Origin of the sequence: Pseudomonas nitroreducens NBRC 12694, assembly GCF_002091755.1 — a bacterium.
Taxonomy (GTDB): domain Bacteria; phylum Pseudomonadota; class Gammaproteobacteria; order Pseudomonadales; family Pseudomonadaceae; genus Pseudomonas; species Pseudomonas nitroreducens.
On sequence record NZ_BDAI01000009.1, the window covers coordinates 14,469 to 33,718 of the forward strand.

Annotated in this window: 19 protein-coding genes; 13 read left to right on the top strand and 6 right to left on the bottom strand. The window is 66.6% G+C overall.

From position 1 onward, the window contains the following. The first annotated feature begins 27 nt into the window (after positions 1–27). From edd to PNI01S_RS20575, 10 genes are all read left to right on the top strand, one after another. Positions 28–1,854, top strand: a complete 1,827-nt coding sequence (gene edd, locus PNI01S_RS20530) for a phosphogluconate dehydratase (protein ID WP_084358909.1) — start codon at positions 28–30, stop codon at positions 1,852–1,854. 122 nt (positions 1,855–1,976) lie between these two features. Beyond that, positions 1,977–2,975, top strand: coding sequence for a glucokinase (locus PNI01S_RS20535; protein ID WP_084358910.1), 999 nt, complete (start codon positions 1,977–1,979; stop codon positions 2,973–2,975). A gap of 43 nt (positions 2,976–3,018) precedes the next feature. Then, the gene (locus tag PNI01S_RS20540) at positions 3,019–3,753 is read left to right on the top strand and encodes a response regulator (RefSeq protein ID WP_054909369.1); all 735 of its coding nucleotides are present in this window, start codon (positions 3,019–3,021) and stop codon (positions 3,751–3,753) included. Then, a complete protein-coding gene (locus tag PNI01S_RS20545; RefSeq protein ID WP_084358911.1) occupies positions 3,746–5,194 on the top strand; it encodes an ATP-binding protein in 1,449 nt (482 codons plus the stop codon). The genes PNI01S_RS20540 and PNI01S_RS20545 overlap by 8 nt, the downstream gene beginning before the upstream one ends. 164 nt (positions 5,195–5,358) lie before the next feature. Then, positions 5,359–6,621, top strand: a complete 1,263-nt coding sequence (locus PNI01S_RS20550) for an ABC transporter substrate-binding protein (RefSeq protein ID WP_038803418.1) — start codon at positions 5,359–5,361, stop codon at positions 6,619–6,621. 102 nt (positions 6,622–6,723) lie between these two features. Further along, positions 6,724–7,650: a carbohydrate ABC transporter permease gene (locus PNI01S_RS20555; RefSeq protein ID WP_038803419.1), complete on the top strand. Its 927-nt coding sequence runs from the start codon at positions 6,724–6,726 to the stop codon at positions 7,648–7,650. Then, positions 7,643–8,488, top strand: coding sequence for a carbohydrate ABC transporter permease (locus PNI01S_RS20560; RefSeq protein ID WP_024766412.1), 846 nt, complete (start codon positions 7,643–7,645; stop codon positions 8,486–8,488). Before PNI01S_RS20555 ends, PNI01S_RS20560 begins: the two co-directional genes overlap by 8 nt. Positions 8,489–8,500: 12 nt before the next feature. Then, entirely contained in the window at positions 8,501–9,661 is a 1,161-nt protein-coding gene (locus PNI01S_RS20565) for an ABC transporter ATP-binding protein (protein ID WP_084358912.1), read from the top strand. Positions 9,662–9,714: 53 nt separating this feature from the next. Then, complete coding sequence (locus PNI01S_RS20570; RefSeq protein ID WP_037014706.1) at positions 9,715–11,073, top strand: carbohydrate porin; 1,359 nt, start codon at positions 9,715–9,717, stop codon at positions 11,071–11,073. A gap of 342 nt (positions 11,074–11,415) precedes the next feature. Beyond that, positions 11,416–12,252 carry a D-hexose-6-phosphate mutarotase gene (locus tag PNI01S_RS20575; protein WP_024766410.1) on the top strand — a complete coding sequence of 279 codons (837 nt, stop codon included), beginning with the start codon at positions 11,416–11,418 and terminating at the stop codon, positions 12,250–12,252. A 57-nt stretch (positions 12,253–12,309) separates the two neighbouring features. On the opposite strand, the gene PNI01S_RS28665 is transcribed toward PNI01S_RS20575, so the two are convergent. The 3 genes from PNI01S_RS28665 to PNI01S_RS20585 all read right to left on the bottom strand — a co-directional run bounded on the left by PNI01S_RS28665 (position 12,310) and on the right by PNI01S_RS20585 (position 13,159). Beyond that, positions 12,310–12,438, bottom strand: a complete 129-nt coding sequence (locus PNI01S_RS28665) for a hypothetical protein (protein WP_017516671.1) — start codon at positions 12,436–12,438, stop codon at positions 12,310–12,312. A gap of 73 nt (positions 12,439–12,511) precedes the next feature. Next, a complete protein-coding gene (locus PNI01S_RS20580) occupies positions 12,512–12,700 on the bottom strand; it encodes a hypothetical protein (protein ID WP_084358913.1) in 189 nt (62 codons plus the stop codon). A 21-nt stretch (positions 12,701–12,721) separates the two neighbouring features. Then, entirely contained in the window at positions 12,722–13,159 is a 438-nt protein-coding gene (locus PNI01S_RS20585) for a hypothetical protein (protein WP_037014703.1), read from the bottom strand. Between the two features lie 216 nt (positions 13,160–13,375). Here PNI01S_RS20585 and PNI01S_RS20590 point away from each other — a divergent pair, with 216 nt between their 5' ends. Both PNI01S_RS20590 and PNI01S_RS20595 read left to right on the top strand, forming a co-directional pair. Next, the gene (locus PNI01S_RS20590; RefSeq protein ID WP_065086349.1) at positions 13,376–13,810 is read left to right on the top strand and encodes a PGDYG domain-containing protein; all 435 of its coding nucleotides are present in this window, start codon (positions 13,376–13,378) and stop codon (positions 13,808–13,810) included. A 154-nt stretch (positions 13,811–13,964) separates the two neighbouring features. After that, on the top strand, positions 13,965–14,870 hold the full coding sequence (locus tag PNI01S_RS20595; RefSeq protein ID WP_024766407.1) for a YihY/virulence factor BrkB family protein: 906 nt from the start codon (positions 13,965–13,967) through the stop codon (positions 14,868–14,870). Here the strand turns inward: PNI01S_RS20595 and PNI01S_RS20600 are convergent. Next, positions 14,867–15,409 (bottom strand): hypothetical protein, encoded by a 543-nt coding sequence (locus tag PNI01S_RS20600; RefSeq protein WP_084358914.1) that lies wholly within the window; start codon positions 15,407–15,409, stop codon positions 14,867–14,869. The genes PNI01S_RS20595 and PNI01S_RS20600 overlap by 4 nt on opposite strands. 111 nt (positions 15,410–15,520) lie before the next feature. Further along, positions 15,521–16,429 (bottom strand): LysR family transcriptional regulator, encoded by a 909-nt coding sequence (locus PNI01S_RS20605; RefSeq protein WP_084358915.1) that lies wholly within the window; start codon positions 16,427–16,429, stop codon positions 15,521–15,523. 106 nt (positions 16,430–16,535) lie between these two features. On the opposite strand from PNI01S_RS20605, the gene PNI01S_RS20610 reads away from it, so the two are divergent. Then, on the top strand, positions 16,536–17,765 hold the full coding sequence (locus PNI01S_RS20610) for an SGNH/GDSL hydrolase family protein (RefSeq protein WP_084358916.1): 1,230 nt from the start codon (positions 16,536–16,538) through the stop codon (positions 17,763–17,765). A gap of 322 nt (positions 17,766–18,087) precedes the next feature. Here the strand turns inward: PNI01S_RS20610 and PNI01S_RS20615 are convergent, their stop codons facing one another. Further along, positions 18,088–19,203, bottom strand: a complete 1,116-nt coding sequence (locus tag PNI01S_RS20615) for a PilT/PilU family type 4a pilus ATPase (protein ID WP_084358917.1) — start codon at positions 19,201–19,203, stop codon at positions 18,088–18,090. Positions 19,204–19,250: the final 47 nt, after the last annotated feature.

The window sequence follows — 19,250 nt, forward strand, 5'->3', positions numbered from 1 at the left end:
ACTGATAGTCTGTAGGAGAATGCTGCCATGCACCCCCGTGTGCTTGAAGTCACCCAGCGTATCCAGGCCCGCAGCGCGGCCACGCGACAGCGCTACCTCGACCTGGTCAAGGCTGCCGCCACCAAGGGCCCGCACCGCGGCACGCTGCCCTGCGGTAACCTCGCCCACGGCGTTGCGGCCTGTGGTGATTCCGACAAACAGGCGCTGCGGCTGATGAACCAGGCCAACGTCGCCATCGTCTCCGCGTACAACGACATGCTCTCCGCGCACCAGCCGCTGGAGCGCTTCCCCGAGCTGATCAAGGACGCCCTGCGGCAGATCGGTTCGGTCGGCCAGTTCGCCGGCGGCGTGCCGGCCATGTGCGATGGCGTCACCCAGGGCGAACCGGGCATGGAACTGTCCCTGGCCAGCCGCGACGTGATCGCCATGGGCACCGCCATCGCGCTGTCGCACAACATGTTCGATGCCGCGCTGTGCCTGGGCGTGTGCGACAAGATCGTCCCCGGCCTGCTGATCGGCTCGCTGCGTTTCGGCCACCTGCCGGTGGTGTTCGTGCCCGCCGGCCCCATGCCTACCGGTATCTCCAACAAGGAGAAGGCCGCAGTGCGCCAGCTGTTCGCCGAAGGCAAGGCCACCCGCGAGGAGCTGCTGGCTTCGGAAATGGCCTCCTACCACGCGCCGGGCACCTGCACCTTCTATGGCACCGCCAACACCAACCAGTTGCTGGTGGAAGTGATGGGCCTGCACCTGCCGGGCGCTTCCTTCGTCAACCCGAACACCCCGCTGCGCGACGAGTTGACCCGCGAAGCCGCCCGCCAGGCCGCGCGCCTGACGCCGGAGAACGGCCAGTTCGTGCCCATGGCGGAGATCGTCGACGAGAAGGCCATGGTCAACTCGGTGGTGGCGCTGCTGGCCACCGGCGGCTCGACCAACCACACCCTGCACCTGCTCGCCATCGCCCAGGCGGCCGGCATCCAGCTAACCTGGCAGGACATGGCCGACCTCTCCGAGATCGTGCCGACCCTGGCGCGCATCTATCCCAACGGCCAGGCCGACATCAACCACTTCCAGGCGGCGGGCGGCATGTCCTTCCTGATCCGCCAGTTGCTCGACGGCGGCCTGCTGCACGAAGACGTGCAGACCGTGGTCGGCAAGGGCCTGCGTCGTTATATCCAGGAGCCCTTCCTCGACGAGGGCAAGCTGGTCTGGCGCGAAGGCCCGGCGGCGAGCCTGGACGAGAACATCCTGCGCCCCATCGACAACCCCTTCTCCCCGGAAGGCGGCCTGCGCCTGATGGAGGGCAACCTGGGCCGCGGCGTGATGAAGGTCTCTGCCGTTGCGGTGGAACACCAGGTCGTCGAGGCGCCGGTGCGCATCTTCCATGACCAGTCGAGCCTGGCCGCCGCCTTCAAGGCCGGCGAGCTGGAGCGCGACCTGGTGGCCGTGGTGCGTTTCCAGGGGCCGCGGGCCAATGGCATGCCGGAGCTGCACAAGCTCACGCCGTTCCTCGGCGTGCTGCAGGACCGCGGCTTCAAGGTTGCGCTGGTTACCGACGGGCGCATGTCCGGCGCGTCCGGCAAGGTGCCGGCGGCCATCCATGTGTCCCCGGAAGCGCTCAATGGCGGCCCGCTGGCCAAGCTGCGCGACGGTGACCTGGTACGCGTCGACGGCACCACCGGCGAACTGCGCGTGCTGGTGGATGCGGCGGAATGGGAGGCGCGTCCGCTCGTCGAGACTCCGGCCATTGATAACCTGGGCATGGGCCGCGAGCTGTTCGCCTTCATGCGCAATGCCTTCAGCCCGGCGGAGCAGGGCGCCTGCAGCTTCACGGCTGAACTGAACGGTCCGAGCTGACTGTCGCAGCGCCCCGCGCGAAGGGACTGCCTGTCCATCGCGCGGGGCGTTTTCGGCGCTGGCCTATGCTGGCATGATTCCGCGCCGCACCCTTTCACCCAACTTCCAGGCCCGAGCCCGCAATGAACTCCAACAAAGCTCACTCCGCCTCGAACGGTTTCGCCCTGGTCGGCGACATCGGTGGCACCAACGCCCGCTTCGCCCTGTGGCGCGGTGAAGTCCTCGAATCCATCGAGGTCCTGGCCTGTGCCGACTATCTGCGCCCGGAAGACGCCGTGCGCGATTACCTGCAGCGTGTCGGCCAGCCGCTCTCTTCTGTCGAGAATGTCTGCCTGGCCTGTGCCGGCCCGGTCGGCGCCGGCGACTTCAAGTTCACCAACAACCACTGGGTCATCCAGCGCGATGCCTTCCGCACCGAACTGGGACTGAGCCACCTGCTGCTGGTGAACGACTTCAGCACCATGGCCTGGGCAGCCTCGCGGCTGTCGGAAGAACACCTGGTGCAGGTGCGGCCCGGCAGGGCGCTGGAAGGCCGCGCCAGGCTGATCATCGGCCCCGGCACCGGCCTGGGCGTCGGCAGCCTGATGCCGCTGCCGAACGGTGGCTGGGAAGTGCTGCCCTGCGAAGGTGGGCACGTCGACCTGCCGGTGACCTCCGAGCGCGACTTCGCCCTGTGGCAACTGCTGCGCGAGAAATACGGCCACGTTTCGGCCGAGCGCGTGCTCTCCGGCAGCGGCCTGGAAAACCTCTACCGCATGAGCTGCCAGCTCGATGGCGTGGAACCCAAATGCGCCACTGCCGCCGAGATCGGCGAGCGCGCCATGGCCGGCGACGCCTACGCCGACGCCGTGCTGGAGCACTTCTTCCTGTGGCTGGCGCGGGTCGCTGGCAACGCCGTGCTGACGGTCGGCGCGCTGGGCGGCGTGTACATCACCGGCGGCATCGTCCCGCGCTTCCTCGAACGCTTCCAGCGCAGCGGCTTCGCCGAGGCGTTCCGCACCCGCGGCAAGACCAGCGGGCCTTATCTCGATCCGGTGCCGGTGTGGGTCATGACCGCGGATCATCCGGGGCTGTTCGGCGCCGGCGTGGCCCTGGAACAGGCACTGCGCAACGAAGGCTGATTCACCGCGCCACCGTTGAAAACAACAAGAAAGGACGCCCGAAGTGAACCAGCCTGCCAAATCCATCCTGCTGGTGGACGACGACCAGGAAATCCGCGAGTTGCTGGACACCTACCTGAGCCGCGCCGGTTTCCAGGTGCGCGCCGTCGCCAACGGCGAGGACTTCCGCCGCGCGCTGTGCGATGAGGAGTCCGCCCTGGCGATCCTCGACGTGATGCTGCCCGACGAAGACGGCTTCAGCCTGTGCCGCTGGATCCGCTCGCACCAGCGCCACGCCTGCATGCCGGTAATCATGCTCACCGCCAGTTCCGACGAGGCCGACCGCGTGGTGGGCCTGGAACTGGGTGCCGACGATTACCTCGGCAAACCCTTCAGCCCCCGCGAGCTGCTGGCGCGGATCAAGGCGCTGCTGCGTCGCGCGCAGTTCACCCAGGTGCGCGGCGGCGAAGTCATCGCCTTCGACGACTGGCGGCTGGATACCATCAGCCACCGGCTGTTCCACGAGGACGGCGAGGAGCACTTCCTTAGTGGCGCCGACTTTGCGCTGCTCAAGCTGTTTCTCGACAACCCCCGGCAGATTCTCGACCGCGACACCATCGCCAGTGCCACCCGTGGCCGCGAGGTGATGCCGCTGGAGCGTATCGTCGACATGGCCGTGTCACGCCTGCGCCAGCGTTTGCGTGACACCGAGAAGCCGGCGCGGCTGATCCAGACCGTGCGCGGCAGCGGTTACCTGCTGGCTGCCCAGGTTCGCCCGCACCTCGCCGGCCATGAGTGAGCGCCGCCGCTGGGCCCTGGTACCGCGCTCGCTGCTCGGCCGCATGCTGCTGCTCACCCTGCTGGCGGTGCTGCTCGCCCAGGGGCTGTCGAGCCTGTTCTGGATATCCCACCTGCGCAGCAGCCAGCGCGACGGCCTGCTCACCAGCTCGCGCAGCCTGGCCTATTCCATGGCCGCCAGCGTCAGTTACTTCCGCTCGCTGCCCATCGGCTACCGCCCGCTGGTGCTGGACCAGTTGCGCAGCATGGGCGGCACGCGCTTCTTCGTCTCGCTCAACGAGCGGCCACTGAACCTGCGCGCGCTGCCCGATACGACGAACAAGCAGGCGGTGATCGACATCGTGCAGGACGTGCTGCACCAGAAGCTGGGCAAGGACGTGGAGCTGCAGGTGGAGTTCGTCAGCCCCGACGATCTGCGGTTGTTCAATGGCGAGCTGAAGCTGGAGGAGCTGCCGCGCTCCTGGGCGCACTACGCACTGACCCTGGAGCCGGTGAACCCGCCGGTGCTGGTCACGCAGATCCGCATCGGCGAGAGCGAATGGCTGTACATCGCCAGCCTGATGCCGGCGCCCTACGTCACCCTGGAGCCCGAAGGCCTGCCGCCGCAGCAGATCATCTCCATCGCCTTCACCAGTCTGCTGTTGCTGCTGTTCACCGGCTTGCTGGTGCACTGGCAGAGCCGCCCGCTCAAGCGCCTCGCCCGCGCCGCCCGCGACATTGCCCTGGGCGGCCAGGACCAGCCGCTGGAGGAGAACGGGGCGAGCGAACTGGTGGAAGTCTCACGGGCTTTCAACACCATGCGCGAGCGCATCGACCGCTACGTCAACGAGCGTGGCCAGCTGTTCAGCGGTATCTCCCACGACCTGCGCACGCCGATCACCCGCTTGCGCCTGCGGGTCGAATTGCTGGAAGACGAGCCGGCGCGGGACAAGTTCAGCCACGACCTCGACGAACTGGAACTGCTGGTGAAGGGCGCGCTGCAATGCGTGAAGGACACCGACATCCACGAGAATATCGAGCCGGTAGACCTCAACCAGCTGCTGCAGTACATCGCCGGTCCCTACCTCGCCGATGGCCGGGTTCAGGTCATCGGCGCGGCGCGCGAGCCCTATCCCGGCAAGCCGCTGGCGCTCAAGCGCTGCATCGGCAACCTGCTGGACAACGCGTTGAAGTACGGCGAGCGCGCGCAGTTGAGTATCGAGGACGATGCCGATGCCGTGGTGCTGCACGTCGACGACCAGGGCCCCGGCGTGCCGGAGCAACGCCTGGAGAAGGTCTTCGAGCCGCGCTTCCGGCTGTCCGAACGGGGCCAGGGCTACGGCCTTGGCTTGGGCATCGCACGCAACATCGCCCACACCCACGGTGGCGAAGTCACCCTGCAGAACCGCCGCGAGGGCGGGTTGCGGGTGACGTTGCGGTTACCGAGGTTGGAGGTGGAGTAAGGCGCCTCGTGCTCCCGGCAACTTTCCCAATGAACACCTGCCCAATGTCACCACCCCGTGACAATCGAAGATCGCTTCGTTACCCGGAGAGCGGAATGCCTTGGATAGACTCGGACCATCGCAAGCGCAGACTTGCCTCCAATAACAAGAACAAGGTGCTCCCCATGAATGCGATCCGTCGCCTGTCGGCCGCCATCTGTCTTTCCTCTTTCTGTCTCTCCCCGATGCTGGCCCACGCCGGTGAAGTCGAAGTGCTGCACTGGTGGACTTCCCCTGGCGAGAAGCGCGCCGCCGAAACCCTGAAGAAACTCGTCGAGGCCAAGGGCCACACCTGGAAGGACTTTGCCGTCGCCGGGGGCGGTGGTGAAGCCGCCATGACCGTGCTGAAGACCCGCGCCGTCTCCGGCAATCCGCCGGCCGCCGCGCAGATCAAGGGGCCGGACATCCAGGAATGGGGCGAACTCGGTCTGCTCGCCGACCTCAACGACGTCGCTGCCGAAGGCAAGTGGGACCAACTGCTGCCGCCGCAGGTGGCGCAGATCATGAAGTACAAGGGCGACTACGTGGCCGTGCCGGTCAACGTGCACCGGGTCAACTGGCTGTACATCAACCCGGAAGTCTTCAAGAAGGCCGGCGCCACGCCGCCGACCACCCTGGACGAGCTCTTCGCCGCCGCCGACAAGCTCAAGGCTGCCGGCTTCACGGCGCTCGCCCACGGTAGCCAGCCCTGGCAGGACGGCACGCTGTTCGAGAATCTGGTGCTCAGCAAGATGGGCCCCGAAGGCTACCGCAAGGCCTTCGTCGAGCAGGACAAGGCGACGCTGACCGGCGCGCAGATGGCCGACGTCTTCGCCGCGCTGAAGAAGCTGCACAGCTACGTTGATGCCGACGCTGCCGGCCGCGAATGGAACGTCGCCACCGGCATGGTGATCAACGGCAAGGCCGGCATGCAGATCATGGGCGACTGGGCCAAGAGCGAGTTCACTGCCGCCGGCAAGGTGGCGGGCAAGGACTACCAGTGCCTGCCGTTCCCCGGCACGCAGAAGGCTTTCGACTACAACATCGATTCCCTGGTGATGTTCAAGCTGAGCAACGCCGAGAACCGCAAGGCCCAGGAAGACCTCGCTCGCGCGGTGCTCGACCCGGCGTTCCAGAAGGACTTCAGCCTGAACAAGGGTTCGATCCCGGTGCGCCTGGACGTCGACATGATGCCCTTCGACGCCTGCGCCCAGCAGTCCATGAAGGACTTCAAGGCCGCCTCCGCCGACGGCAACCTGGTGCCGAGCATGGCCCACAGCATGGCCGCCTCCAGCTACGTGCAGGGCGCGATCTTCGACGTGGTCACCAACTTCTTCAACGACCCCGCCGCCGATCCGCAGAAGGCCGCGCAGCAACTGGGCGCCGCTATCCAGGCCGCCGCGCAGTAACGCGCTCGCCGGCTCCGTGACGGAGCCGGTTTTCTGATTCCCCAGAACGACTCCGGGCCGTCACGGCAGCCCGGGTGGGTTCACTCATCCTCGAGAAAGCAGATGGCGACCCGATCCCCGACTTTCACTCCCGCCGCCGCGCCTCGGGCTTCGCTGCTCGACGGCCTGCAGGCCTGGCTGCCGAAGCTGGTGCTGGCCCCGAGCATGCTCGTGGTGCTGGTCTGCGTGTACGGCTACATCGGCTGGACGCTGCTGCTGTCCTTCACCAATTCGCGCTTCATGCCGGCGTACAGCTGGGCGGGCCTGAGCCAGTACCTGCGCCTGTGGGACAACGACCGCTGGTGGGTGGCGAGCAAGAACCTGCTGCTGTTCGGCGGCCTGTTCATCGGTATCTGCCTGGTGCTCGGCGTCTTCCTCGCCGTGCTGCTGGACCAGCGTATCCGCCGCGAAGGCTTCATCCGCACCGTCTACCTGTACCCTATGGCACTGTCGATGATCGTCACCGGCACCGCCTGGAAGTGGCTGCTCAATCCCGGCCTGGGCCTGGACAAGCTGCTGCGCGACTGGGGCTGGACCGGCTTTCGCTTCGACTGGCTGGTGGACCCGGAACGGGTCGTCTACTGCCTGGTGATCGCCGCCGTTTGGCAGGCCTCGGGTTTCGTCATGGCGCTGTTCCTCGCCGGCTTGCGCGGGGTCGACCCGGCCATTGTGCGCGCCGCCCAGGTGGACGGTGCGAGCCTGCCGACCATTTACCTGCGCATCGTGCTGCCGAGCCTGCGCCCGGTGTTCTTCAGTGCGCTGATGATCCTCGCGCACATCGCCATCAAGAGCTTCGACCTGGTCGCCGCGATGACCGCCGGCGGCCCCGGCTACTCCTCCGACCTGCCGGCGATGTTCATGTATGCCCACACCTTCACCCGCGGCCAGATGGGCCTGGGCGCGGCCAGCGCGATGCTGATGCTGGGCGCCGTGCTGGCCATCGTCGTGCCCTACCTGTACTCGGAACTGCGGGGCAAGCGCCATGATTAACGCGACCCTCAAACCCGCCTTCAGCTTCAGCCGGCTGGCGGTGCACGCAACCCTCTGGGGCGCCGTGGCGCTGTATGTGATCCCGCTGCTGGTGATGCTGCTGACCAGCTTCAAGTCGCCCGAGGACATCCGCACCAGCAACCTGCTGGCGCTGCCGGACGTATTCACAGCAATCGGCTGGGTGAAGGCCTGGAGCGCGGTGGGCGACTACTTCTGGAACTCGGTGAAGATCACCGTGCCGGGCGTGCTGATCTCCACCTTCATCGGCGCCATGAACGGCTACGTGCTGTCGATGTGGCGCTTCCGCGGCTCGCAGCTGTTCTTCGGCGCGCTGCTGTTCGGCTGCTTCCTGCCGTTCCAGGTGATCCTCCTGCCGATGTCCTTCACCCTCGGCAAGCTCGGCCTGGCCAACACCACCACCGGGCTGGTGATGGTCCACTGCATCTACGGGCTGGCCTTCACCACGCTGTTCTTCCGCAATTACTTCGTGGCGATTCCCGATGCCCTGGTGAAGGCCGCACGCCTGGATGGTGCGGGGTTCTTCACCATCTTCCTGCGCATCCTGATGCCCATGTCCACGCCCATCGTGATGGTCTGCCTGATCTGGCAGTTCACCCAGATCTGGAACGACTTCCTGTTCGGTGTGGTGTTCGCCAGCGGCGACGCGCAGCCCATCACCGTGGCGCTGAACAACCTGGTGAACATCAGCACCGGGGTCAAGGAATACAACGTCGACATGGCCGCCGCGATGATCGCGGCGCTGCCCACGCTGGTGGTCTACGTACTGGCCGGCAAGTACTTCGTGCGCGGGCTGACTGCCGGCGCGGTCAAAGGTTGAGGTAAGCCCAAGATGTCCACACTCGAACTGCACAACCTGCACAAGTCCTACGGCAACGGTCTGGCCGACACGCTGAAGTCGATCAACCTGTCGATCGACTCGGGCGAATTCCTGATCCTGGTCGGCCCCTCCGGCTGCGGCAAGTCCACTTTGATGAACTGCATCGCCGGCCTGGAGAACGTCACCGGCGGCGCGATCCTGGTCGATGGCCAGGACATCAGCGGGATGAGCCCGAAGGATCGCGACATCGCCATGGTGTTCCAGTCCTATGCGCTGTACCCGACCATGAGCGTGCGCGAGAACATCGCCTTCGGCCTGAAGATCCGCAAGCTGCCCAGGGCGGAAATCGACGCCGAAGTGGCACGGGTCTCCAAGCTGCTGCAGATCGAGCACCTGCTCGAACGCAAGCCCTCGCAGCTCTCCGGGGGCCAGCAGCAGCGCGTGGCCATGGGCCGGGCGCTGGCGCGGCGGCCGAAGATCTACCTGTTCGACGAACCGCTGTCGAACCTCGACGCCAAGCTGCGCGTGGAGATGCGTACCGAGATCAAGCTGATGCACCAGCGCCTGAAGACCACCACGGTCTACGTGACCCACGACCAGATCGAGGCCATGACCCTGGGCGACAAGGTGGCGGTGATGAAGGACGGCATCGTCCAGCAGTTCGGCACGCCACAGCAGATCTACAACGATCCGGCGAACCTGTTCGTTGCCAGCTTCATCGGCTCGCCGCCGATGAACTTCATTCCGCTCAAGGTGCAGCAGCAGGGCGGCCGCCTGGTCGGCCTGCTGGACAGCGGCCAGGACCGCTGCGAGCTGCCGCTGCAACTGGACGCCGGGCTGGCCGAGGGGCGCGAGCTGATCCTCGGCGTCCGCCCGGAACAGGTGCAACTGGCCACCGATGGCGGCAACGGGCCGAGCGACCTGCGCACCGAGGTCGAAGTGGTCGAGCCCACCGGGCCGGACACCCTGGTCTTCGTCACGCTCAACGGCGCCAAGGTCTGCTGCCGCCTCGCGCCGGACCAGTCGCCGCAACCGGGCTCGTCGCTGCAACTGCGCTTCGATCCGTCCCGTGCGCTGCTGTTCGACGCGCAGAGCGGCGAGCGCCTGCGCGCCGAGCCGCGCGGCGACGGCGCGAACAAGGTGACGCCGCTGGCCCGACAGAAGCACTCCTGAAACACCCCCTGCCTGTAACTACGCTAGAAACCAAGACAACGAGGACGCTGGAGATGCACAAGAACAACAAGAACCGGCCCGCCGCACGAACCCTGGGCTGCCTGCTCGCACTGGGTTGTGTGGGCAACGTCGCCCAGGCCGCCGATGCCTTCTCATCCGAGTCCAGGTGGGGCCTGGGCGACTGGGGCGGCAAGCGCACCGAGCTGCTGGAGAAGGGCTACGACTTCAAGCTCGACTACGTCGGCGAGGCCGCCAGCAACCTGGGCGGCGGCTACGACCAGCACACCACCGCACGCTACTCCGACCAGTTCGCCCTCGGCACCCACCTGGACCTGCAGAAAATCCTCGGCTGGGACGCCACCGAGTTCCAGCTGACGGTCACCGAGCGCAGCGGCCGCAACCTCTCCAACGACCGCATCAGCGACCCGCGCGCCGGGCAGTTCAGCTCCGTGCAGGAAGTCTGGGGCCGGGGCCAGACCTGGCGCCTGACGCAGATGTGGATCAAGCAGCAGTACTTCGACGGCGCGCTGGACGTGAAGGTCGGCCGTTTCGGCGAGGGCGAGGACTTCAACAGCTTCCCCTGCGACTTCCAGAACCTGGCCTTCTGCGGCTCGCAGGTGGGCAACTGGGTGGGCGGCATCTGGTACAACTGGCCGGTCAGCCAGTGGGCCGCCCGCGTGAAGTGGAACTTCAACGATGAGTGGTACGCGCAGGTAGGCGCCTACAACCAGAACCCGTCGAACCTGGAGACCGGCAACGGCTTCAAGCTCAACGGCAGCGGCACCAAGGGCACCATCCTGCCGGTGGAGCTGGTGTGGATGCCGAAAGTCGGTGCTGCTCAGCTGCCGGGTGAGTACCGCCTGGGCTACTACTACAGCACCGCCGAGGCCGACGACGTGTACGACGACGTCAACGGCAACCCGCAGGCGCTCACCGGCGAGCCTGCCAAGACCCACAGCGGCAAGCACGGCTGGTGGGTGGTGGCGCAGCAGCAGGTCACCGCGCACAACGGCGACGCCTCCCGCGGCCTGAGCCTGTTCGCCAACTTCACGGTGCACGACAAGGCCACCAATACCGTCGACAACTACCAGCAGCTCGGTGTCGTCTACAAAGGCCCGTTCGACGCGCGGCCCAAGGACGACATCGGCTTCGGCGTGGCGCGCATCCACGTCAACGACGACGTGCAGGACCGCCAGCGCCTGGTGAACCAGGTCAACGGCATCGACGACTACGACAACCCGCTGTACCAGCCCATCCAGGACACCGAGTACAACGCCGAGCTGTACTACGGCGTGCATGTGACCAATTGGCTCACCGTGCGCCCGAACCTGCAGTACATCCGCCATCCGGGCGGCGTGGACGAGGTGAACAACGCCGTGGTGGCCGGCCTGAAGATCCAGTCCAGCTTCTGATTGCTCCCTGGTGCGAACCTGGCCCGTCCTTGTGACGGGCCTTTTTTGTCTGCTCCGGGCGGTGTGTTGGGTGGTTACTCGGCTGCTTTTTGTAGGAGCGAGCTTGCTCGCGAATACCCTGGGGCTCCGGTGTCAGGCGGTTCGCGAGCAAGCTTGCTCCTACAGAGGCCAGAAGCGGGCAGACCCGGAGCGGGTGAGGAACTGTTTTTCATTGGCGCAAGCGCTGCGCGTGACTAGGCTTTGCGGTTAGAATCGCGGCCTTTTCTGTAAGATGTAGTGAAACTACAGAGAACTTCACGCCCCGGAATGTCCGGGCAGGGATTGGATCAGGACATCCGGACAATGCTCGAGCATCCGCTGCAGCGTTTTTTTCATTCCATGCGGGCCAAGCGGCCCTTCGACTGGGTGCGCTTCCAGCGTCGCGACCTGCTGCTCATCGATCACCCGCAATGCCAGGCGGTGTTCAGCCGCCAGGGCGCGCAACTGCTGCACTTCCAGCCGCGCGGCGCACGCCCGCTGTTGTGGTGCTCCAGCCAGTGGCCGAGCCTGAGCACGGCACCGATCCGTGGCGGTATCCCGGTCTGCTGGCCGTGGTTCGGCAGCCATCCCACCGAGGCCGACTGGCCCCAGCATGGCTGGGCGCGCCAGCGCGAGTGGCGCATGCTCGACGCCTGGGCCGATGATCAGAAGGCGGTCGTCAGCTGGCAGCTGGATATCGAGGACTGGCACGTACGCCTGGAAGCGCGCCTGGGCCAGGACCTGGACATCGAACTTTCCAGCTACCACGAGGATGACAGCGACTGCCTCTTCAGCTTCGCCCTGCAGCCATACTGGCGCGTGGGTTCGCTGCGTCGCTCGGTGGTCCACGGCATGGAGCTGGACGGCAAGGCCAGCGGCCTGCCCAACACCTGGGCGCCGCGTGGTGCGGTCAAGCAGGTGCTCTACAACACCGGTTCCCTGGTGCTGGAAGATGCCGGCTGGCAGCGCCGCCTGCGCATCGACAAGAACACCAGCGCCGGCAGTGTCATCTGGCATCCGGGCAGCCGCGCGGTGGAACAGGTGGAGCCGGGCGAAGCGGAACGCTTCCTGTGCATCGGCGCTGCCGGCTATCGCGCGGGCGGGCTGATCCTCGCCCAGGGCGAGCGCATGCTGCTGAACCTGCGGGCCGGGCTTGTCTGATTGGCGGTGAGCGGACGGCCCCTCACCGAGGCCATCCGCAAGACGAGGGGATTACCCTCAGGACGGTTGTTGCGGAGTACCCAGCAGCGACTTGCCGGTTTTCTTCTGCCGCTTGGCCATGCGTTTTTCATGCGCGGTTTTCAGCGGCTTCTTCTTCGCTTGTTTCTTCGCGTCGAGACCTTTCACGAGCCTGTCCTCCAGGGGACGCCCTCGGGCCGAGAGCTGACAGCTTCAGCATAGTCCCGCTGCGCACGGTCGCTCAGCCGGCGGTCAGGCGCTCCAGTTCGCGGCGTACCATGTTGGCGTAAGGCGCCGGGCTCAGGCGGTACAGCTCGCCGGCCACCCAGGGCAGCCAGCGGGCGCCGAGGTTGTCGCGCTCGGCCAGCAGGCGCCGGGCTTCGGCCTCGGCGCGCTGGGCGTGTTGCTGGGGGTAGTCGGCACGGCTCATCGGTGGCTCTTGGGTGCAGCTTCAGGTCTTCGCGCAGCTCAGGGTCTGCGGGTCGATGGTGATGCTCGCCAGCGGCTTGGCGTCGCTGCCGGCGTATTCGTGGGTGACGCTCAGGTGATGCTCGCGGAAGCGCTGCAGCAGGTCCGGCTGTTCGCAGGTCGTGCCTTCGAGCTGCTTCTTCAGGCCGTTCTCGAACTTGGCGCGGGCGCCCAGGTCCATGGCGTCCAGGCGCAGGTTGGAGATGGCGTAGCGGTAGTACAGCATCTTCTTCGCCGGGTCGAGCTGCACGCTGTTGAGGGTGGTCACCTTGTCCACCTGGCGCGGCAGGTTGGCCTTGGTCACCTGGTCGAAATAGTCCGCCGATTCCTTGAGGAATTTCGCCTCGTCGGCGGAGTCATCGGCGTGGACGGCAAGGCTGGTGAGCAACAGCAAGGGCAGGGCGAGACGGGCAAACGGCATGGGAGATTCCTGTACGGCTGATGGGGGCGGAGATGCAGGCTCAGTAGGTGCGACAGCCAGGGTATGGCCGGGTTCGATCGAGTGTGCAGTGGCTGCACGCTCATGGTCTGTGAGTGTAGAGCACCGCCAGCCGCTGGCCGCTCGCGGGACGATTCTTTTGCAGGTAGGCTTGCGACCGGTCGTTCCCCACCATTTCCGCAGGTCTGCAGTCCCGCCATGATCGAACTCACCCAGCTCGACCTCCGCACCGATCCCGCCGCGCAACGCGTGGTGAAGGATGAAACCGTCACCGTCGAATTCGCCGTCGCGCCGGGCGAGTTGATGAGCCTCGAAGGGCTGAACCGCTACGCTATCGGTGACGCGATCATCAGCAGCGCCACGGGGGAGAGCTGGGTCGTTTCCCGCGAGCGTTTCGACCCGAAATACCTGCCCGCCGACGCGGCACTCACGCACGGGCACCCCGGTGCCTACCGCAACCGTCCCAGCGTGGTGCTGGCCCGGTGCATGGACCAGCCCTTCACGCTGCTGCGCTCGGCAGGTGGCGACCGCCTCACCGGCGCCGCGGGCGACTGGGTCATGCAATACGCGCCCGGCGACTACGGCGTGGTGAAGGCAGAGCGTTTCGCCAAGGTCTATCGGCTGGCCGACTGAAACCTTTTCGCTCTGGCATCCCGGCCCCGCCAGCGGCTATGGTCTGTGCTGGCGGGCGCTCTGCGTCGCGCATTTCTTGCAACTTTGCCGGCGTTGCGCAGGTCCACCCTGCAGTTGCCGGCAGGTGGAGCGCTCATCGGGAGGACGGTGCGGGATGCGATTCATGGACATGCGCGGGCTCAGTCTGGGGCCCTGGAAGCTGATCAGCCTGACGCTGAAGGAATTCCTCGAAGACGAGATGCCCACCTACGCCGCTGCGCTGGCTTACCAGGGGCTGTTCTCGCTGTTTCCCTTCCTGCTGTTCCTCATTGCGCTGCTGGGCTTCCTGCACCTGCCCGAGTTCTTCGACTTCCTCCGCCAACAGGCCAACTACGTGCTGCCCGCCCAGGCGCTGGACCAGGTCAACCCGGTCATCGACCAATTGCAGCAGCGCCAGGGCGGCCTGCTGTCCATCGGTATCGTGGTGGCGCTGTGGTCGTCCTCGGCGGCGGTGCGCTCGCTGATGATCGCGCTCAATGCCGCCTACGACGTGCGTGAGGCGCGCCCGGCGTGGAAGCGCATCCCGCTGTCGCTGTTCTACACCTTCGGCCTGGTGGCCATGCTGATGCTGATCGCCGCGCTGATGATCCTCGGGCCCCAGGTGATGGGTTGGATCGCCGCCCAGGTGGGTCTGGAGGACTTCGTGGTGATCCTCTGGAGCATCCTGCGCTGGCCGGTGATCGTGCTGCTGATGATGATGGCGGTGGCGATCATCTACTACGTCACGCCCAACGTGCAGCAGAAGTTCCGCTTCATCACGCCCGGGTCGGTGCTCGCCGTGGTGCTGTGGATATCGGCGTCCCTGGGGTTCGGCTACTACGTGAAGAACTTCGCCGACTACAACGCCATGTACGGCAGTGTCGGCGCGATCATCGTGCTGCTGCTGTACTTCTACATCTCGTCGGCGGTACTGCTGCTGGGAGCAGAGCTGAATGCGGTGATCGAGCACCACCTGCCTCACGGCAAGGGGGAGGGCGAGCGCACCTTCGACCAGGCCGAGCCGGCACCGGACGAGGGCTAGGGCTGGCCGGCGACGGCGGGCGGTTCGCTGAGCAGGGCATCGACCAGCGCGCTGGCCTTCTCGAAGGACGGGTAGCCGCTCTTGGCGACGTCGAGGTTGGCGTAGTCCTCCAGGTACTGCTGGGCCTTCTGCGGGTCGGCCTGCTCGACGAGGAAGGGCTCGGACCAGATCTTGTACAGCAGCGCCACCGCGTACGGTTGGCCGGCGTCGGCGGCCTTGCCCAGCAGCGCCAGCACTTCGTCCACCTGCGGGCCCTCCTTGATCTTCAGCAGTGCCATGTAGAAGCTCGCCTCGCCGCGCTCGTCCTTCTCCTGGGAGCGCGTCAGCAGGGCCTCGGCCAGCTCGTAGTTGGCCAGGTCGCCGGTGGCGATCAGCAGCTTCGCCTGCAGCATGTCGTTCTGGTAGAGCAGGCGTTCCTGGCGGCAGGCCTCGCCGCTCAGCGGCTCGTCGCAAGGGTTGCCGGCGGGCGTGGAGCAGCCGGCCAGCAGCACTGGCAGGGCCAGGGCGGCCAGCAGGTAAGGTGTGTGTGGCTTGCCCATGCAAGTCCCTCGGGGGCGAGTGTCAGGGTTCGACCGGCCGGCGGGCGCGCCGGTTCGGTTCAATGGCGAAAAGCATAGTCGCTGCCCTGCACGGGGAACCGCGCAGGGCGCTCACAGGGCTTCGAAGCCGGGCAGGTGCGGCAGGCGCTTGATGAGGAAGTCGATCAGCGCGCGGGTCCGGGCCGGCAGAAAACGGCGCGAAGGATACAGCAGACTGGCCTCCTGGGCAGGCCCGCGCCAATCCGCAAGGAGGCGCTGCAGGCTGCCGTCGGCCAGCAGGTCGGCCACCAGCCAGGCCGGCGTCAGGCCGAAGCCGGCGCCCAGGCAGTAGCTCTCGCGGATCGCCAGGGAGCTGTTCGCCGTGTAGCGGCTGCGCGTGGCGAGGCTCAGCTCTCGGCCATCGGCATGGCGCAGCAGGAGGTTCTGCCCGGCATCCAGCCAGGCGAAGCGCAGGTAATCGGCTGGCGGCAGGTCTTCGGGACTGTTCAGTGCTGGCACGCGTGAAATCCAGGCCGGCGCCGCGACCAGATAGCGTGGCGAGCGGGCCAGCGGACGGGCGATCAGCTGTTCCGGCAGTTCGCCGCCCAGGCGCAGGGCGAGGTCGATGCCTTCTTCGGTGAGGTCGACGAAGCGGTCGTTGAGCAGCAATTCCACCTCTACGTCCGGGTGCAGCTGCATGAACTCCAGCAACAGCGCGTTCAGCCGCAGCACGCCCAGGCTCACCGGCGCGCTGACCCGCAGGCGGCCGCGCACCTGTTCGGTCTCGCCACGGGCCTGGCTGACGCCCTCGGCGTAGCTTTCCAGTGTCTGCCGCGCATGCTCGTAGAAGCGTCGGCCCTGCTCGGTGGGTTGTACGCGGGTGGTGCTGCGGATCAGCAACTGCGCGCCGACCTGGCGCTCCAGTGCCGCCATGGTCTTGCTCACCGTCGGCTGGCTGCTGCCGGACTCGCGGGCGACGGCGGAAAGGCTGCCCAGCTCCACGGCGCGAACGAAACAGTGCAACGCCTTGAGAGTATCCATGTCCTATTCGTTTATCGAATGACGGGTCTGCAAATATGCCGTCTACCGCCGTGAATGGGAATGGCAGAGCCTGTGGCCAACCCCTTCACCGATTTCGAGGAATGCCATGAACAGATTGTTGCTCGCTGCCCTGATTGCCCTTGTCCTGCCGCTGGCGCAGGCGGATGAAGGGCATTGGCAGGCCACCTGGAGCGCCAGCCCGCAACGCACCTGGGGCAAGGGGGTGCCGCTGCCGCTGGGCGTACCGACGCAGATCGGCAACCAGACGCTGCGGCAGACCGTGAAGGTCAGCCTCGGCGGCCAGCGTGTGCGCATTGCGCTGTCCAACGCCTATGGCAGCCAGCCGGTGGCGATCGGCGGGGCGGCCGTGGCACTGGCTGCACCGGCCGGGCGGCTTGGCGGCCCCAGCCATCGGCTGACTTTCGCCGGCCAGCCCACGGCGTATATCGCGCCGGGCGCCGAGCTGCTGAGCGATCCGCTGGACCTCGCCGTCCCGGCGCTGGGCGAACTGGCGGTGTCGATCTATCTGCCGCAGCCGACCGCCATCGAAACCTTCCATTGGGACGGCAAGCAGCGCGTCCATGGCGGGCCGGGCGAACAACTCGACGCAACGTTCCTGCCGGTGGACGGCAAGATGGAAGCGCGGCTGTTCCTCGCCGATGTGCTGGTGGAAAACCCCGAGCCGCGGCCGGTGGTGGCGGTGCTGGGGGACTCGATCACCGATGGCCGTGGCGCCAGCCTGGACGGCAACCAGCGCTGGCCGGACCTGCTGGCGCAGCGGCTGGCAGCGCGCGGCGTGGGAGTGATCAATGCCGGCATTTCCGGCGGGCGGCTGCTCTCCGACGGCATGGGGCAGAGCGCCCTGGCGCGCTTCCAGCGCGACGCACTGGGCAAGCCGGGCGTGCAGACGGCCATCGTGTTGCTGGGCATCAACGATATCTCCTGGCCCGGCAGTACCTTCGCGCCGAACAACCCGCTGGTGCAGTACCAGGACCTGGTCGCCGGTTACCGGCAGCTCATTGCCCAGGCCCATGTGCGCGGCGTGCGTATCGTCGGCGCGACCATCCTGCCATTCGAGCGCGCCCTCAGCGGCTCACCGATAGAGAACTACCACGCGGCCAACAAGGAAGCGCTGCGCCAGCGGGTAAACCAGTGGATTCGCCAGAGCGGGGAATTCGATGCGGTGGTGGACCTGGACGCGCACCTGCGCGACCCCGCTCACCCGCTGCGCCTGCTACCGGCCTACGACAGCGGCGACCACCTGCACCCCGGCGATGCGGGGAACCGGGCGATGGCGGAGAGCGTGGATATCGAGGCATTGCTGAAGCGGATGTGAGGTCTTCCGCGAGGGGAGTGGCCGGGAAGCGATCGCGGACGGAGTCCGTTCCTACAAGATGCCTCTGTGCGTGTGTCGGCCCTCACCCTAACCCTAACCCTCTCCCGAGGGGAGAGGGGACCGTACGGTGCAGGATAAAATCTTCGCGTCAGCCGGTTCGGACTGCCCCCTCTCCCTGAGGGAGAGGGCTGGGGTGAGGGGAATGCATCGCTACGGACTTCCTCGAAGAAGACAATTGTTTCTGCTTTATTGGCAAGAGGCGGCGTAGGAGCGAACTCTGTCCGCGATTGGCCATGTTTTCGCACATTCGGAGCCGGCGCGTTCAGCTGCCGAATACCGTCCCCACGCCGTCGGCATCCATCCCGCGCTCCAGCTTGATCTTCAGTGCAAGGTCAGTACGCGAATCGGCGAACTTCAGTGCGTCGGCCACGCTCACGCGGCCTTCCTCCAGCAGTCTGTAGAGGCTCTGGTCGAAACTCTGCATGCCGCTTTCCAGCGCGCGCTCCACCGCGCCCTTGAGCTCGGGCAGTTCGTCGCGCTGGATGATGCCGCGAATGTGCGGCGTACCCAGCACCAGTTCCACCGCCACGGCGCGGCGCTGGTGGGTGCCGGGCACCAGGCGCTGGCCGACCAGGGCCAGGATGTTCTGCGACAGGTCGGCCAGCACCTGCGGGCGCGCCTCGTCGGGGAAGAAGCGGGTGATCCGCTCGATGGCGTGACGGCAACTGGTGCCGTGCAGGGTGGCGACGCACAGGTGGCCGGTTTCGGCATAGTGCAGTGCATGCTGCATGGTGGCGGCGTCGCGGATCTCGCCGAGCATGATCACGTCCGGCGCCTCGCGCAGCACGTTGCGCAGGGCGTCCTCGTAACTGTGGGTGTCCAGGCCGACCTCGCGCTGGTCGATGATCGACTTCTTGTGCGTATGAAGAAATTCGATCGGGTCCTCGATACAGACGATGTGACCGGAGCGGTGGCGGTTGCGGAAGTCCAGCATGCTCGCCAGGGTCGTCGACTTGCCCGCGCCCGCCGCGCCGATCACCAGGATCAGCCCGCGGTCCTGCATCGCCAGCTTGTCGAGGATCGACGGCAGGCCCAGCGAGGTGACGTCGGGAATCACCTGCTTGATCAAGCGCACCACCATCGCCACTTCGCCGCGCTGGTAGTAGATATTCGCGCGGAAGCGCCCGACGTCCGGCACGCTCAGCGCCAGGTTCATCTCCAGGTCGCGTTCGAAGTCCTGCACCTGGGCCGGCGACATCAGCTGCCACGCCAGGGTCTTCACTTCACCGGGCTGCAGCACGCGATCGTCTGCCGGCTGGCTATGGCCTTCGGCCTTCAGGTGCGGTGGCGCGCCGACGCTGAAGAACATGTCCGAGCCACCGCGCTCGGGCAGCAGGCGCAGATACTGGATGACGTCGGGGAGGGGCGTGTCGCTCATGGGTTCGTCCTTGGATGGCGAGAGGTCGCATCTGCATTGAGCCTAGC